This is a genomic window from Tardisphaera saccharovorans (genome assembly GCF_046635845.1).
Lineage (GTDB): Archaea > Thermoproteota > Thermoprotei_A > Marsarchaeales > UBA168 > UBA168.
In genome coordinates this window covers 50,178-65,034 of record NZ_JAQQXN010000001.1, presented here as the reverse complement: position 1 = coordinate 65,034, position 14,857 = coordinate 50,178, and the positions used below count along the sequence as shown (strand labels likewise).

14 protein-coding genes and 3 tRNA genes are annotated in these 14,857 nt (G+C 50.3%); 5 read left to right on the top strand and 12 right to left on the bottom strand.

The window, feature by feature from the left end; translation table 11 throughout:
- Positions 1-58 precede the first annotated feature (58 nt).
- The 5 genes from PRZ02_RS00340 to PRZ02_RS00320 form a co-directional block, all read right to left on the bottom strand.
- Entirely contained in the window at positions 59-1,027 is a 969-nt protein-coding gene (locus PRZ02_RS00340; protein WP_449463871.1) for an FAD-dependent oxidoreductase, read from the bottom strand.
- A 94-nt stretch (positions 1,028-1,121) separates the two neighbouring features.
- A tRNA-Arg gene (locus PRZ02_RS00335) sits at positions 1,122-1,196 on the bottom strand.
- A gap of 96 nt (positions 1,197-1,292) precedes the next feature.
- Positions 1,293-2,555 carry a histidine--tRNA ligase gene (hisS, locus tag PRZ02_RS00330; RefSeq protein ID WP_449463870.1) on the bottom strand — a complete coding sequence of 421 codons (1,263 nt, stop codon included), beginning with the start codon at positions 2,553-2,555 and terminating at the stop codon, positions 1,293-1,295.
- Positions 2,556-2,611: 56 nt separating this feature from the next.
- Complete coding sequence (locus tag PRZ02_RS00325; RefSeq protein ID WP_449463869.1) at positions 2,612-3,430, bottom strand: UbiA family prenyltransferase; 819 nt, start codon at positions 3,428-3,430, stop codon at positions 2,612-2,614.
- 22 nt (positions 3,431-3,452) lie between these two features.
- A complete protein-coding gene (locus tag PRZ02_RS00320) occupies positions 3,453-3,935 on the bottom strand; it encodes a tRNA-intron lyase (RefSeq protein WP_449463868.1) in 483 nt (160 codons plus the stop codon).
- A gap of 171 nt (positions 3,936-4,106) precedes the next feature.
- On the opposite strand from PRZ02_RS00320, the gene PRZ02_RS00315 reads away from it, so the two are divergent.
- A complete protein-coding gene (locus PRZ02_RS00315; RefSeq protein ID WP_449464416.1) occupies positions 4,107-5,030 on the top strand; it encodes a TackOD1 domain-containing metal-binding protein in 924 nt (307 codons plus the stop codon).
- Between the two features lie 9 nt (positions 5,031-5,039).
- Here the strand turns inward: PRZ02_RS00315 and PRZ02_RS00310 are convergent, their stop codons facing one another.
- The 3 genes from PRZ02_RS00310 to PRZ02_RS00300 form a co-directional block, all read right to left on the bottom strand.
- Positions 5,040-5,939 (bottom strand): coiled-coil protein, encoded by a 900-nt coding sequence (locus tag PRZ02_RS00310; protein ID WP_449463867.1) that lies wholly within the window; start codon positions 5,937-5,939, stop codon positions 5,040-5,042.
- A gap of 2 nt (positions 5,940-5,941) precedes the next feature.
- Positions 5,942-6,613: an acetate--CoA ligase family protein gene (locus PRZ02_RS00305; protein WP_449463866.1), complete on the bottom strand. Its 672-nt coding sequence runs from the start codon at positions 6,611-6,613 to the stop codon at positions 5,942-5,944.
- 235 nt (positions 6,614-6,848) lie between these two features.
- A tRNA-Phe gene (locus PRZ02_RS00300) sits at positions 6,849-6,949 on the bottom strand.
- A 171-nt stretch (positions 6,950-7,120) separates the two neighbouring features.
- Between PRZ02_RS00300 and PRZ02_RS00295 the strand changes: the two genes are divergently transcribed.
- A complete protein-coding gene (locus PRZ02_RS00295) occupies positions 7,121-7,543 on the top strand; it encodes a PPC domain-containing DNA-binding protein (protein ID WP_449463865.1) in 423 nt (140 codons plus the stop codon).
- Positions 7,544-7,587: 44 nt separating this feature from the next.
- Here PRZ02_RS00295 and PRZ02_RS00290 read toward each other — a convergent pair.
- A tRNA-Leu gene (locus PRZ02_RS00290) sits at positions 7,588-7,688 on the bottom strand.
- A 363-nt stretch (positions 7,689-8,051) separates the two neighbouring features.
- Here PRZ02_RS00290 and deoC point away from each other — a divergent pair.
- Positions 8,052-8,786, top strand: coding sequence for a deoxyribose-phosphate aldolase (gene deoC / locus PRZ02_RS00285; protein WP_449463864.1), 735 nt, complete (start codon positions 8,052-8,054; stop codon positions 8,784-8,786).
- 33 nt (positions 8,787-8,819) lie between these two features.
- Here the strand turns inward: deoC and PRZ02_RS00280 are convergent, their stop codons facing one another.
- Genes PRZ02_RS00280 through PRZ02_RS00270 form a run of 3 tightly spaced genes read right to left on the bottom strand, consistent with a single transcriptional unit; the run spans position 8,820 to position 11,765 of the window.
- Positions 8,820-9,959 carry a glycosyltransferase gene (locus PRZ02_RS00280; protein WP_449463863.1) on the bottom strand — a complete coding sequence of 380 codons (1,140 nt, stop codon included), beginning with the start codon at positions 9,957-9,959 and terminating at the stop codon, positions 8,820-8,822.
- A 12-nt stretch (positions 9,960-9,971) separates the two neighbouring features.
- Complete coding sequence (locus PRZ02_RS00275) at positions 9,972-10,592, bottom strand: TIGR00296 family protein (protein WP_449463862.1); 621 nt, start codon at positions 10,590-10,592, stop codon at positions 9,972-9,974.
- A 6-nt stretch (positions 10,593-10,598) separates the two neighbouring features.
- The gene (locus PRZ02_RS00270) at positions 10,599-11,765 is read right to left on the bottom strand and encodes a DUF460 domain-containing protein (RefSeq protein ID WP_449464415.1); all 1,167 of its coding nucleotides are present in this window, start codon (positions 11,763-11,765) and stop codon (positions 10,599-10,601) included.
- Between the two features lie 144 nt (positions 11,766-11,909).
- Between PRZ02_RS00270 and PRZ02_RS00265 the strand changes: the two genes are divergently transcribed.
- Together PRZ02_RS00265 and rqcH are read left to right on the top strand one after the other, a co-directional pair.
- On the top strand, positions 11,910-12,368 hold the full coding sequence (locus tag PRZ02_RS00265) for a hypothetical protein (protein WP_449463861.1): 459 nt from the start codon (positions 11,910-11,912) through the stop codon (positions 12,366-12,368).
- A gap of 509 nt (positions 12,369-12,877) precedes the next feature.
- Positions 12,878-14,821 carry a ribosome rescue protein RqcH gene (gene rqcH, locus PRZ02_RS00260; RefSeq protein ID WP_449463860.1) on the top strand — a complete coding sequence of 648 codons (1,944 nt, stop codon included), beginning with the start codon at positions 12,878-12,880 and terminating at the stop codon, positions 14,819-14,821.
- The last annotated feature ends 36 nt before the right edge of the window (positions 14,822-14,857 follow it).

Below are 14,857 nucleotides of genomic sequence, written 5' to 3'. Positions count from 1 at the left end.
AAGCGCGCTGCAACCACAAAGCGGCCACGTCTAAAAGCCGAACTTCAAGCCCAGCTAGCTAACCCTTTCTCAAGAACGCATCCATGGCCTTCGCTGCCCTCAACCCACTTGCAAGCGCGTTCCCTATGAACGAAGGGCCCGTCACGAGGTCCCCTGCAGCAAAAACGGATCTACGAGTTGTCATCATGTTGTCATCTGTCACAGGTCTTCCGTTCTCGATCTTGATACCAAGCTTATCCACGCAGTCAGGAGGCGTTCTTTCCTCTCCTATGGCCACCAAGAGGAAATCCAGAGGAAAGATCTGGGCGCTACCAGGAACAAATTCAGGAACATTACCCTTCATGTTCACGTTCCATACTTCAACCGCCTCCACCCTTTTTGTTCCCATAACACGCGTTACGAGCGACCTTTCAAATATCTTTATGCCTTTCTTGCTCACAGATTCCCATTCGGCATGCGCTTCTGACTCCTTGATCGTTCTCCTGTAGAAAACGTAGATCTGATCTGTCCATTTCATGGCCTCTATGACGGCGTCCACGGCAGTGTAACCGCCACCCATTATACCCACTCTGCCGTAAAGCCTTCTAACGTTCGTTGAGAAGCCCATCCTATACTTGGCGTTGTCCACAAGCAAGTCAAGCGCCGTTATGACCCCTTCCAGATTTGCCCCCGGCGCACTAAGGCTTCTCGCCCTCCATGTGCCCGTAGCTAGCAAAGTAGCGTCATGGGTTGCTATAATGTTTTCGAGCGCACTAGCACCAATCCTCATACCCAAATGGAACCTAACCCCTGCGGCCTTAAGCTCTTCAATACCTTCAATTACTCCCTTCTTGGGTAACCTTTCCTCTGGAATTCCAAATACGAGAAGGCCTCCCGCTTCTGGTAAGGCGTCGTAAACATCAAGCTGGTAGCCCTTGCAGTAGAGGTAGCCCGCAGCCCCAAGGCCTGCAACCCCCGCTCCCACTATGGCTACTTTTTTGCTGGTGGTCACAACGGAGCCAGCACGACATCCAAGAATAAATTTCACCTTACGATTAGGCTTGGAGCCTTATTTAAATTTTTTCCCTTAAGTTAAATGCAGATCAGTTCACATTTATGAAAGAGTTGTGGTAAACCAGACGCGGGCCCACAGGGATTTGAACCCTGGACCAACGGCTCCGGAGGCCGTTGCTCTATCCATGCTGAGCTATGGGCCCAAGTGATACAGACGCACGTTCAAAAGTCTTCCCATCAAACCAAGATAAGACCTGTAAGGCTTCAACCGCTTCAAATCCGAAGATGAAAACCCTGCATCAAGACCGACTAGCTTCGTCAAAACCCAACTGGCTCAAAAGGGAAGCCCCATCCGCTTCTACCTGCTCGTGCGCTTTTATGTCTCTGATTGCAAAGTGGTCTGGTCCTTCACGCGCGCCAGCAATTACAAGCTTGTGGTAGGAGCCCTTAATAGCCCTTTCAAGCGCTTCCCTGACTGAGACGACTCCTGGCAACAAATCCACGTGCACCTCTGCATTACTAATGATGCCAAAGGCACGCGCGGCCTTCTCGAGCGATTGATCGTCGATCGCGGCGATGAGAACTTGTTTGGCCTCGGACACCGGAGCCATAGACAAGGCAACCCTATCAACACCTACTGCAAAGCCCACTGCAGGCGTTACCGGCCCTCCCAAGTCCGATACTAGGTTATCGTACCTCCCGCCTCCCAGCAAAGACCCCTCTGTTCCAGGGATTATGGCTTCAAATATGAAGTCAGTGTAATAGGCTATACCGCGGGCAAAGGCGACGTCAATCTTTACATCAAGCTGGGGGTCCATGGCACGCATCATGACTAGCACTTGGCGCAGGCGCCTTAGACCTTCGTAGGCCGAGGGAAACCGATCCTTGGCCACGGCCTCCCAGCGATCTAAGTCAGATCTGCTGTCCGGTGAATTTATCATATCTTTGAGCATCTTCTTTCCGTCTTCGTCCAGAAGCCCCATGACCTCCTCATATCTTCCGTGATCTATCTCCCTAATTGCCTTGTTGAGATCTCTTCCCTTAATTCCGGACTCCTCAAGCAGGGAACGCATAAAGGATATATTGCCAACCTTGAGGTAAGCCTTTATGCCAACTGCCTTCAGAAGGCGCAAAGACAAGTAAGCTACCTCTGCATCAGCCAACGGCGAAGACGACCCATAAACCTCGATACCCAGCTGCGTGAACTGCCTATACCTTCCCCTTTGGGGTTCGTCGTACCTGAAGCATGGCCCTATATACCAAATCTTTACCGGCTTGGGCAAATCTCTGAACTTCATAACGTAGAGCCTTGCCGCGCTCGCGGTCAGCTCAGGGGTTAGGGCAACCTTCCTTCCACCTCTGTCCTCGAATTCGTACAAACTGTCTAAAAGTTCTTCTCCAGCCTTGGCGGCCAAGAGGTCATAGTACTCTATGGAGGGAAGCTTAACCTCTTGGTATCCAAACCTATCCAGTATCAAGGACGACGTCTCTTCAAACTTCCTTTGCGACCTAGCTTCAGCCCCAATGACGTCGCGCATGCCACGGACAAGCTCAAAATTCATGCGCTATCCCTATGGGAACTTAAAAGCGTGCGCGCTCGCTCTTTTTATCGCGCCAATCACAGGGGAGAGAGGAGAAAGGCCAGAATTATAACGCCCATACCCAACAGCATCTCTCCCTTCTCCTTGTCGACTACCCGCGGCTCTGGTCTCTTTGCCATCGCAAATGAAGAGTGCAGCAGCAGGAGGTCACCAACTGTTAAGGGGATGAGGTAGCCGATTCCGGCCACGCCTATGAAGTAAGGAAGAGGGCTACACGCGACGTCAAGCGCCATCAGGACGAAGCCCACTAACCCAGCGGTCTTGGTGCCGTGCACAACGGCAAGCGTGCGCACTCCCCGGCTCTTGTCGCCGGTTACATCGGGAATCCCCTTGAAGACCTCTCTGGCCATGTTAGCTACAAAAGCGTAGGCGAAAAACAAGTCGTTCATAAGTGAACCAGGCCTACCAACCATTATAGACCCATAAATGAATGGAAGGGCCACATTAAATGACACTATGGCATTACCCAATATTCCCTTTTTCTTCAGTCCCGCGTTGTATGCCAACGATACGATTACCGAGAAAAAAGCCAACGGAAACGCGATCGGCATCCAAGGACCGATGACGGATGACGCTATCCCAACAGCAAACAACGCAGCGGAGAAAGCTATTGCCTGCTTTCCCGTTACAGCCCCAGATGGAATAGGCCGCTCAGGCCTGTTTATCCTATCAACCTCCCTATCGAAGTAGTCATTGGTTATCATAACTCCAGCGGTTAGGAAAAACGCCACGAAAAAGCCAGCTATCTCCTCCACTAAGCTAGCTGGTCCCTTTAGCGCAACCCATTCGCTGGCCACCACGGCAATCCCCATTAGAGCCGAGTTTCTAACCCTCATCATGCCGATGAGTGAGCTAATCCTACGCTTTCTTGTCAAGCCTTGATAGGGCTGCACCATAATAGGATACCCCCCCTGTGGCATCGACTATAGCTAATATGGCATCTTTTTTCGTACTTCTGGCGGCCTGCAAAACCGATAAAAGGGAACCGAACGGCTCCTTACTTCCCTCCACCATGACGTAAAGCAGCGTTGGCGATACTTCGTCCTTTTTCCTCTTGACGTAAAAGCCCAAAGAAAACGGAGACGGACCCACTTCGTAACCCCTCTTTCTCAAGTCCTCATATACGACGTACTTCTGCCAAAACAGCCTATCGTCGCTGGCGTTTATTATATCTTCGTCCTCAAGCTCCACCTCCCCGCTTTTCACGATCATCAGGCCCCTTCTTTTTAGATAAAGGGCTTCATAAAGGGAAATTTCCTCTTTTCCCTCCAACGCCGCGGATGAGCGCTCCACGACGACTTTGCCATCTATCAAAACTCCCACTGCTACGACCTCTGACATCGCAAAACAAAGGAATGGGAATTTATGTGTTTCTAAAATCCCTAGCGCTCCACGATTGCTCTAGAGCTTCGACCCTGAGCACGCTTTCTAGACAATGCACAACAAAATTTATGCATAGCTTCAGAAACGCGTAAGAAAAAATAAATATATGTGTGCCTAGTATTGTATCAAATGTTTTGGCCCGATGACCCAGATGACGCGCTTAGAATCGTTAGCGAGAACAGAATAGACGTGACCTTTGACGAGCAAAAGGGGTACATTTACCTTGTTGACGAAAAAGAAACGCAAGGCATAGACGAGTACCTGGATGAGCTTGCGGGCATCGGGCTTCTCGAGTTGAACGTAGATGATAATAACGTGCTGGTCGCTGGCAGGCTACCTGTATACGAAACCATAATTTGTCCGGAATGCGGATCTCCATACATAATTAGGGAGTCCTTGGCGCAGCACGACGTTTGCGGTACTGTCCTCCCCGTTACGTCGTTCAGAAAAGGTGATAAGCTATTCTGCCCAGCATGCAACGCCGAAATTAATCCGGAAGAGCTGATAGACTTGGGTTCTTGGTACGTTTGTCGTAGCTGCGGTAACAGATTCCAGCTTCCTTCAATAAGGTTCAACCGTCCTGAAGAACAAGTAAAAGTTGGAGCGGAAAAGGTCGTCTATAAGAAGACCTATACCTTAACACCCAAAGGAGTTAGCGCGCTTAACTCTCCCCCAACCAAGCTCAAGACCACGCTGAAAAAGCAGTTCTACAAGAACTTCGACGTTTTTTATGTTGGCAGCTTTTTCGGTAACGTCGGTCACGCCGAAGAGGTAGAAATATTTTACAAGCGCTCAAATAGACCTTACCAGATCTTGATCCTAAAGGGCAACTCACCCGTATCCGAAATCGAGGTTAGGACGGCATTGGATAGCACCAAAAGCATGCTTTACGACTTGAGCCAACTTCTGATTTCCCCATCTGCTGATAAAAACGCGATTGCGCTACTAAAGCTTGGTAACTTCCCGTATAGCATGTGCGAAAAAGAGGAAAAAATACCGGAGGCCATAAAGGCCTTTTTCCTCAACCTCGAAACTTCAAAGACAAAGCTCTGAGCTAAACGCTCAGTGAGAGACTTCAGCACTGGCTTCCTTACTTACGTCCTTCTTCTGATCTAGGTTTAGGGGCTCCGCGCCACTGACATACGCCTGGAACTCCTCGAACGAAAGGCGCTTGCCCTTCGATATCTTTTCCTTAGCCTTTTCGTTAAGTTGCTCCATCTTCTCCTTCGCCTTCTGGTAGAACTGAAGCTGTGCCTTTATGTTTCTGTCAGCGCTTATCTCATTAAGCCTCTTAAGTATGGCTATCTTCTGAGCCTTCATAAACGTAAGTTGCGTGTTTGACGAAAGGTATCTCATGTGCGCTTCATCAGCTTGCGCGCGCAAAGCCTTGATCTGTTCAACCGCCTCCATCATCTTCTTGTGATGTGCATGGGCCTCGTTCGCAAGCTCGTCAAGCTTCTCCTTAAATGTCCTAAATTCAGCCTCGGTCTCACGAAGATCAGAACGCAGACGCTCAAGCTTCTCCCTGTTCTCGTTGTACTGCTTTACCGTCTTAAGCTGGGCCTCCAGTTCCAATATGCGCTCCTCCATTTCCCTTGCCTTAGATGGCGGTATAGCGCTTGTCTGATATTCCCATTCCAGTCTCTTAAGTTCCTTCTCGAGCCTTTCCTCCTTCCTGCTTGGCGGCACGACGGTTGCCTGAAGCTTTTCAAATTCCTCCTTTTTCTTATCGTATTCCTTTACAAGCGCATCCTTCATGCTTTTTATCTTCTTGACTTCCTCATTTACTTTATCTCTGCTTTCCTTTTCCGTTCTCACTATCTCAGCAAGCTCCTTGATCTTCGCGTGAAGCTCATCTCTGGTTTTTTTCGCTTCTACTGCCGCCTTGCTTGCTTCCTCAATTTTTTCTTCTAAAACCTCTAAGTTTTGCCTTAACTCAAAAATTTCATCAGCTACATCCATTTTTAATCGCCCAAAATAATCCTTGAATCTACGGCCACAGCCCCCTCGGGCGTGGCCATCACCGGATTTAAGTCCAAAGAGGATATCTCTTTGTTTTCCACCATGAGGGCACCCACAGACGTTATCAATTTTGCCAAAGCGATCTTATCTACGGGCTTAGAGCCCCTTACGCCGTTCAGGATGGGCGCCGCCTTTATCTCGTCTATCATGTCCATCGCGTCCTCTTGCGAAAGAGGCGCAACCCTAAAGCTAACGTCTTTAAGGACTTCAACAAAAATACCGCCCAAACCAAAAACTATAACCGAACCAAATTGGGGGTCGCGGGTCCCCCCTACAATAGTCTCAACTCCCCCTTTCAGCATTTTCTGTAGGTAAACGCCGTAAAATCTGGCACTAGGATTCTTCTGCTTCACCGAAGTCTGTATGTCAGTGAAGGCTTTTCTCACCTCGTCTATGCTGCTTAGGCCGACTTTCACGCCACCAACGTCAGACTTGTGAACGACGTCAGGAGAAACAACCTTCTCCACAAGCGGAAATCCAAGCTTTTTAGAAGCTTCAACAGCTTCTTCGGGAGATTTTGCAAAAAAAGAATCTATTACCGGTATGTTGTAAGCGCGAAGAACTTCATCGCACTCAGGCTCAAGTAAGAAGTTTCTATCCTCACTTTTAGCCAATTGAATTACCTTTATTAACTGTTCGCGACCGGACAACTAGCCGTCGCCACTGATATCATATGTCCCCTTATAGGATTTTCCTTCTATGCGGCTCTCGCGTATCGATAGTGCACGCAACCGATAAAGCGCTCAAGCCTATCGTGATACCAGCGTGCTATATTATGTACAAGGCTACTATGTTGATCTCGGAATAAGAACCCCCCTTGCCGCAGCCTGATCAATCCACACAGAAAACTGGTGCCGAGGGCCGGGCTCGAACCGGCGACAACCCGGTCTTCAGCCTCACCCTCAACCAATAGTTGAGACGGGTGCTCTCCCAGACTGAGCTACCTCGGCGAATAAAACACGGCTTTGAGATTAAATGTTTTGCGGTCAGATGCAACATTAACTGGAGGTGCCGCTTGCTCCCTTGCCTGATAAGCGACGCGCAATCGCTTACTGCGAATTCCGACCTAGGGCGTTACGGCTTCTGACTTAAGGTTATAAACCCATAGAAAAAAGATCAAAATGATAACAGGAGGAGCTGGAAGAGCTTTCATCCTTAGGCTGCAGCAAGGAAACGACCTTTTAAAAGAGGTAGAAAGCCAACTGCGCGCTGCACGCGTAAACGCCGCACTCATAAGTGGGATTGGGTCCCTTTCGCGTGCAAGGTTGGCATGGTTCAACCCAGACACAATGAAATATGAGGAAGAAGAGATAGAAGCATCTCTAGAAGTCGCATCTCTCAACGGCAACTACGTAACCCCAGAGGAAGGGTCAGTATCCTTACACCTCCACGCAGTTATCGGTACAAAAGAAAAGACATGGGGAGGTCACCTTCTTGAAGGAACGGTCAGCCTAAACTTCGAGATAGTGGCTATCGAAATAGCGGGAATCTCTGCCTCGCGTTACAGGGATGAAAAATCAAAGATCAACCTCATACGTGAATAAGCACGAGCTGCCTGGAGCGGCTTAACCGGACAAGCACAAAAACATGCGGGAGGTGGGGTTTGAACCCACGCAGCCAACGGCACTGGAGCTCCCATCGATAGCGATCCTGAGTCCAGCCCCTTTGACCAAGCTCGGGCACTCCCGCAGTAAGACCGAGACCCACACTATTAAGTCTTTACGGGACGGCCCACATCTGCGGGCCTCATACGCGTCCATTTCGTCAGACAGCCTATTAAACGAGACCTTTCTGCCCTTGTAAGTTAGCATGCACGTCAAGAGCGAATTAGCCCACACTAGCAGAAGGGGCTTCACATCGCTTGGCAACCGCAGGGGACGTTCGCCTTGCCGCCCGCACGCGCGAGCGGCTTGATCGCTGGAGGGCGCACCGGCAACAGGCCCCTCTCAGGTTAGAGGTTTGTGGAACTTCCGCGAGGGGTGCTCGTTTCCTTAAGGGGATTTCCGCCCGGTAAACTCCCGTTAGAGTTAAAAAGAAGACGCAGCTCTGAATATGGAACTTCCAAGATCAAGAGAGGAGCTAGCCAAATACATAGACCATACCTTATTGAATCCTTCGGCATCTTATTCGGAGATTGATAAGTTGTGTGATGAAGCGAGACTTTACGGCTTTTATGCAGTATGCGTTAATCCGATTCACGTGGCCAGGTGCAGGCAGAGGCTTCAGGGTACCGACGTAAAGGTCGTATCGGTTGTCGGATTCCCCTTTGGGGCCTCTCGCACCGATGTAAAAACTGAAGAGGCCTCCCGGGCAATAGATGATGGGGCAGATGAGATTGACTTCGTCATGAATATAGGGGCGCTTCGCTCCGGAGATCTCTTGATGGTTAGACGCGATATGGAGCAAATGGCGTCTCTGGTAAAGGACCGCGGAAAGCTGTCCAAGGTGATCTTGGAGACGGGCTACCTCACTGATGACCAAAAGGCCATCGCTTGCCAGCTCGCCGTCGAGGCTGGCATTGACTTCGTCAAGACCAGCACAGGCTATGGCCCGAAGGGAGCAACGGTCGAAGACGTCATGCTCATGAAGCGTGCTGTCGGTAACAGGGCAAGGGTTAAGGCGGCAGGGGGGATAACCGATGCCGGAAAAGCTATGGCGATGATAGGCGCAGGAGCGTCTCGCATAGGATCAAGCCACGGCGTGCAGATACTCCTGTCATTCAATCCAAATGTAGAGAAGTCGGGGCGAACCTCTCTGAGTACCTCAGCACTGCACTCTCCGATCTAAGGACTAAGACGATCTAATGCACAAGCAAGCGCCTCAAGCTGTATGTTGTGCAGCCAGAGACGTGATAACCGAGATAAGGACTTGGTCGCCAGGATAGGACTTAGCCTTGCTAGCATACTCCTGCGCCCTCTTGCGAAGGGCCTCATCAGCTAACGCCTGCTCGACGGCATCCCTGAGCTGTTCAGGGGTCAGTCCGCGAAGCGGGAGGACCAAAGCTATTCCTTTTTTCTCAAGGGATTTCGCTATTCCCCAGTGCTCAGTGTGTGATATCGGCGGCGTCAGTATAAATGGTACCCCAAGATCCACGAATTCGGCCATGCTGGTTTGACCAGCGACCGAAACCAGAGAGTTTATCTCCATACTCCCGTAGTCCCTTATCCAGTCATATACGAGCAACTTTCCATCGAATTCCGAGGAAGCGAAGTTTCCCCGCGCGTTTCCTCTGCTCATAATCGCGCGAACGCCATCCCTGGCCAACAGGACACCTGTCTTGTAGTACAGGTCGTTCAAGATCACCCTTTCCGATTCTATTCCGCTGACCCTTAGGTAAACTACCCCATGATCGCTCTTCCTGCACGCGGTGACCCTACCACAGGGCCCGGCGTAAACCAATTTATCTCTCTTTCTCAAGGGCCACCAAAGCACCACGTTTTCTTCGGCTATCGTCAGCGGAGGGGGAAAATCCGATATCACTACCTTGTCCGAAAATGACCAAAAGGTCGACAGTACCCTGTAGGCGATCGCATCGACAAACCGCTTGAACCTAGGATCCCTGATCGGAGTGAGGACCTTCAACTCATGTATAAGTAACACGATCCTTTTGCCAGCAAGCTTTGCCGCCAGCACCGTAGAAAGCCTTGAATCACTTAAAACGACGTCAGGCTTCTCCTTCCTGATTATGCGATACTCGTCAGCGAGTTGAGTAAAAAAAGAGTTCAGCTGACGGAACAACGACAGAATTGTCCCCTTCATTGTGACCTCACCTCCTTTGGTAACGTAACCGACGGAGGGCTCAGCGTAAGTCCTGAAACCAGACGCTCTTGCAAAATGCACGGCATCACCGTAAGTCGTGAAGTAAACGTCCCATCCAACGCTTCCGAGATACAGGGCGGTTGGCAGGTCCCTCCCAACATGTCCATAACCGATTCCGCATGCCCCTACGTGAAGCTTCATCTAAAGCACCAACTATAGAGGCTTCCTCACGATAGGTCCAAGGGGCTCTTTCTCTGCAAAAACGATGGCTGTAAATGAAAGAACCTTGGTGCGCTCGTCCCTCCAGGCGCTCGGATCCAACCCCGCTTTTATGCACGTCTCGCGTAAAAACTCCTCGGGACCCCAGCCGTATTCCACTGCCACTTGAGGTAAAAGCAAACCGCTCCTGGTGTACCTCTGAACTATAAGGCCATCCCTGCCCACTTTGATATATGATGGAAGCTGCTCTTTGGGTACCGTTAGCTCTTGAGGAGGAGTTAAAACCGACACTTCAAATGTCACTTGCCCAAGCTCCTCGATGCTCAGCGGGTAAAAGCGCGGATCCTCGGTGGCAGCAGCTATAGCTGCCTCGATCGTCGCCTGAACCAACGGAAGTATGGGATAGGGAAAACCTATGCACCCCCTGAGCTCATCATAAGCTCCCTTATTACTTCTCCCATTTATCGTGACAAACACCCCAGCCCTTTCCCAGAGTTGCTTGGGAGTGTCCTTTGGAGGTGCTATCTTAAAGCTCATGTTACTGGCCAAATATTCCTCAACAGCTCTCCTCGCGAGTGCAACCAATAACTCGCCATCTCCATCGCTAAGCTCCATCCCTTCCTACTTATTTCTTAAGATTAAAGCTAATCGCTTGCCACCGTTTAGCAGCATCTTTAGCATTTCTCTCTTCTTCTGTATCTCTCTGGCGTTCCAAAACTCCTTCGACCTCGCCTGCGAATCCCTTAGCAATCTCGCGTCAAAGAGAACGACATTACCCATGTCCACGTAACTCAGGTCCTTGGGCATTATCGGAAACATCCCCCTTTCTGCCACTTGCTCAGCGGTCCTGTCGTCACCTTTGATGATGAAGAGGTACTCGACGCCGCTCCTTTTCAACCGATCTAAGACTTCGTCACTTACCCCGTCATCAATGGCAACGACCTTAAACGAGCCCGTTTCCGCTTCGTCCTCTGGATGAGGGCTCTCCAGCTTTGGTACCAGCACGTCGGTGCCCTCAGCCACCCGCCGAAGCAGCCCCCTTAGCGCTTCAAGCTCCCTTCTAAGCGCATCGTTCTCGCCCTGTCTGTCTGCGAGCAAGCGCTCCAGCGTGTCAACCCTGCGCCGCATCATCTCAATGCGCCTATCTCTGTAAAGGGAAAGCTCGCGTTGCTGCCTCAGTATCTGCTCGTTCTCCTTGAGCTTGTTCACTTCATCGCGAAGCGCGTCGTTTTCATCTCTGAGCTCGCTTACAAGGTTCTCCAGGCTAGCTATCTTCTCACGGCCTATTGGTGGCCTAGTTCCTTTAGCGCGCCCAGGCTCGCGCGGAAAGGCCACTGCGTTCACGGATGCCCTTTTCACGGCCTCCTTCACGTTCTCGCCAGATAAGAGCAACAAAAGCGCCTTTGTGAGCTCGTTTGACGTAAGCCCGCTTTCCATAACGTCGCTCATCTTTTTGCGGGTTACACTTAAGCAGAGTTGGGCTGCAAACAGCGCATCTGATTCATGTATTTCAAGCCCCTCCCAACCGTTTCTTCTCAATAACTCGGTTTTTTCATAAGCAGTATAATAGCGGTTTGGCCTGAACACTGGGCATCCAAAAGCGCTCGCCAACCTTTTAACAGCCCTTGGGACCTTTGGCACATCGGTCGCTACCGCGATTGGCCTTCCCACCGAAATAACGTCCATGGCTACGTCACGGGATCCTTTGTAAGTCTTCGAAAGAAGTAACCTGCCATCTATCGATAGCACGGCAAGACCACTCGACATGCCGGGATCAAAGCCAACTATGACGGGCCTCTCCTCTATTTAGCTTTTCACCATGGAAATGAGATCGGCCGAAAAAAAGTCTTTCGCTCTGGAAGAAATAACCGATATCGCTCGTCCAATCAGAAGGACAGCTGAAAGCTTAAAGCCGCAGCAATCGTCAAATTCATGGGAAGGGGAAGAAATAGCCTGCTGCCAGAAGAAAAGCACAGGCGCGCTCTCAAAAATTTCTGCATAGCGCTGGCTAAAGGAGATCAGGCAACGGCTAAAAAAGAACTTGACGTCATAGAAAGTGCCCAAGGCAAGGGAGAACTTTGGAACGGTTTTCTTTGGGGGCTCAACGGCATGTATGAGGCGGCCGTAAGGAAGGACGTAAGGGCGCTGTTCGTGATGGCATATTCAAGACTTAGCGCAGATGAAATAAAGAAAGTGATGGCCGACCTCAGGCGCGAAGAGGGGGCACTTTTTTTGTCTGAAAGAGAAAGGGGAGTTTTCGAGGCAAACCTTTTCGGGTTAGAAACTGTAGTGGAAGCCCTTGAAAAAGGAACAATAAAGAGGGAAAACCAGCAAGGGGAAGAGGCGCCCATAGTGGACGACGAGGCATCATCCTCGGATGAACAAGGGTAAGCTACCTCACCGCTTTCGAGCGGGGGCTTCGGGCAGCGCGGCCGCGCGTTTCGTTAAGGCACGGGCCGAGCTGAGCCAAGTTGAGGTCGTGATCGCGCGCTGCCAGGCTTTCGGATTTTGGGAGGCATCTCCTAAAATACCCATGCCATGAATTATGCCCTTTTTATCTCCCCGTACTAACGGGCGGGGTCTCCGGTAATAAGGATGGACGTACCTTGCGCGTCGAGGTAGTTCAGGAATGACTTATTGCCATCCCTGCGGGAGATGCAGTACTTGTCCATTTCCTTTAAGGATTGTAAACAGCTCTGAAAAACCGAGGCGTTTCTGGAGCAGGCCCTTCTGCACCTCGTAAGAGGTAGAGCTTTAATCTGGCAAAAGTTATCAAGCTACATGCAAATCGGCGCAATTTTAAAGTCTTTAAAGAGGCTATCCATACCCTTTCTCACAACAAGGGAATTCCTCTCATTTACGCTGCATAAAGTTAAAAGCCTCGCGCTCAATTTAACACCGTGAAGACCGGCTTATCTGCCATCGATATCTCAGCTTGGATCACCGAAAACGCGGATGAGATCACGGGCTCGCGCGTGGATGCCGTTTACGAGTTAGGCTCCATCTTCTTGTTTCGCATTAGAACTAGGGCCGGCGACCGGACCCTAGTCATGAGGCCTGGCCGTTACCTGTACTTGACCAACGTTCATGAGCGCGAGCTTCCCAACTCAAGACCACATCCTCAGCTAAACCAGATCCTCAGGGGCCAAACTTTGAAAGCGATAGAACAGGTAGACACAGAAAGGGTGATAAAGCTCGAGTTTAATGGACAGATCGAGCTTTACCTAGAACTTTTTTCAACTGGACAGCTAGCAGTGGTAGTAAATGGAAAGATAGTTTATTTGCTTCAAACCCTTAGGGCAAGGGACAGGATACTCGAGCAGGGTAAGCCCTACGCGCTGCCTCCCCCAAGGGGCCTACCACTTGAGCGGGCAAAAGCACTTGAAAAAATAGATGGACCTGCCCTTACCTCACTTACCCACCAGATCTCGTTTCCCTTGGAGGGCATAAAGGAGGCCCTTGCTAGAGCAAAGTTGTTGGAGGACAAGGAGCTGACGCCTGAAGGCTACAAGGCATTCATCGTTGAGGCTGAAAAGTTGTGGGAAATGACGAAGAGGAAAGAGGAAATCAGGCCCGTAATAACGAAGTCCGAAAACGGGGTCTCTTTTCATCCATTTCGCTTCATAAGCGATGAAGTTAACGCACAACAGAGGAAGACGTTTAACGAGACCATAGAGGAAGCGTTTTTCCAAGAACTTACTGAAGGAAAAGAGGAGGAGGCTGAAAGGCTTGAAAGAACGGTAAAGAACGCCACCGCGGCTGCTGAAGCCCATAGGCAAAGGGCACAGGAATTAAAGGAAAAAGTGGAGCTCCTTTCCGCTTTGGCTCCCTCGCTTTCGACTGCCCTCTCGGAGCTATCGGCCCTTCAGAAGAAACGCGGCTGGAACGCCCTGGAGCCCGGTGAAGTCGCCGGGCTTCACCTCGTATCAAAGAATCCAAACGGCGGCTACGTAACGTTTGAAGAGGCTCCAGACATACCGTTGGCAATAAACAAGAAGATATGGGATCAGATAGCTGAGCTCCACACCCAACAAGAGGAAGAAGAAAGAAAGGAAAAAAGTGCTATGGAAAAGATCAGGGAACTGGAGGCAAAGCTCAGCGGCAAGAAACAAGAAAGCCAACTCAGGGAGCTAGAGGCATCCATGAGAGTTGCGAGAAAGAGAGAGTGGTACGAAAGGTACAGATGGTTCATAACAAGCGATGGCATACTTGTTATAGGCGGGAAAGACGCAGATCAAAACATTTCGATAATAAGGAATGTAATGAGAAGTGGCCTTTGGGCACTTCATGCTGACGTCCACGGTTCTCCTCTGGCTATAATTTACGAGGACGCTGAAAAAGTCCCTGAAACGAGCGTAAATGAGGCTGCCCAGTTCGTTGCTTCGTACTCCAAGGCGTGGGCCGAAGGTCTTCTTTCCATAAAGGTATCCCTCTTTAAGTCGGAGCAAGTGTCGCTTTCGCCCCCCAGCGGGACTTTCCTATCAAAGGGCTCTTTCATGATATACGGCAAAAAAAGGGAGATAGACGCTGAGCTTGCGCTGTCCATAGGCGTTGAAGCGAGAGAAGGGTGGTTCAGGGTGATCTCGGGTCCTCCCAAGGCCGTTGGGAAAAGGGCCTTAGCCTACGTTACCATAAGGCCTGGTGACCTTCAACGCGAGAAACTGATTGAGGCAATAAGGAAAAGGTTAGCGTTCGAACTAAAGAAGCTTGGTTCTCCTCTTGGCTACATGATAAAGGACTCCGACGTGGAGCCGCTTCTGCCAAGCGGAAAAGGATCTATCATTTCGGATCAACGAGTAGCGCTAACGCGAACGGGTAAAAGGGGTAAGCATCTAGAAGTATAGGCATAACAAGATAATAACCGATGAACGGCGCCCGAT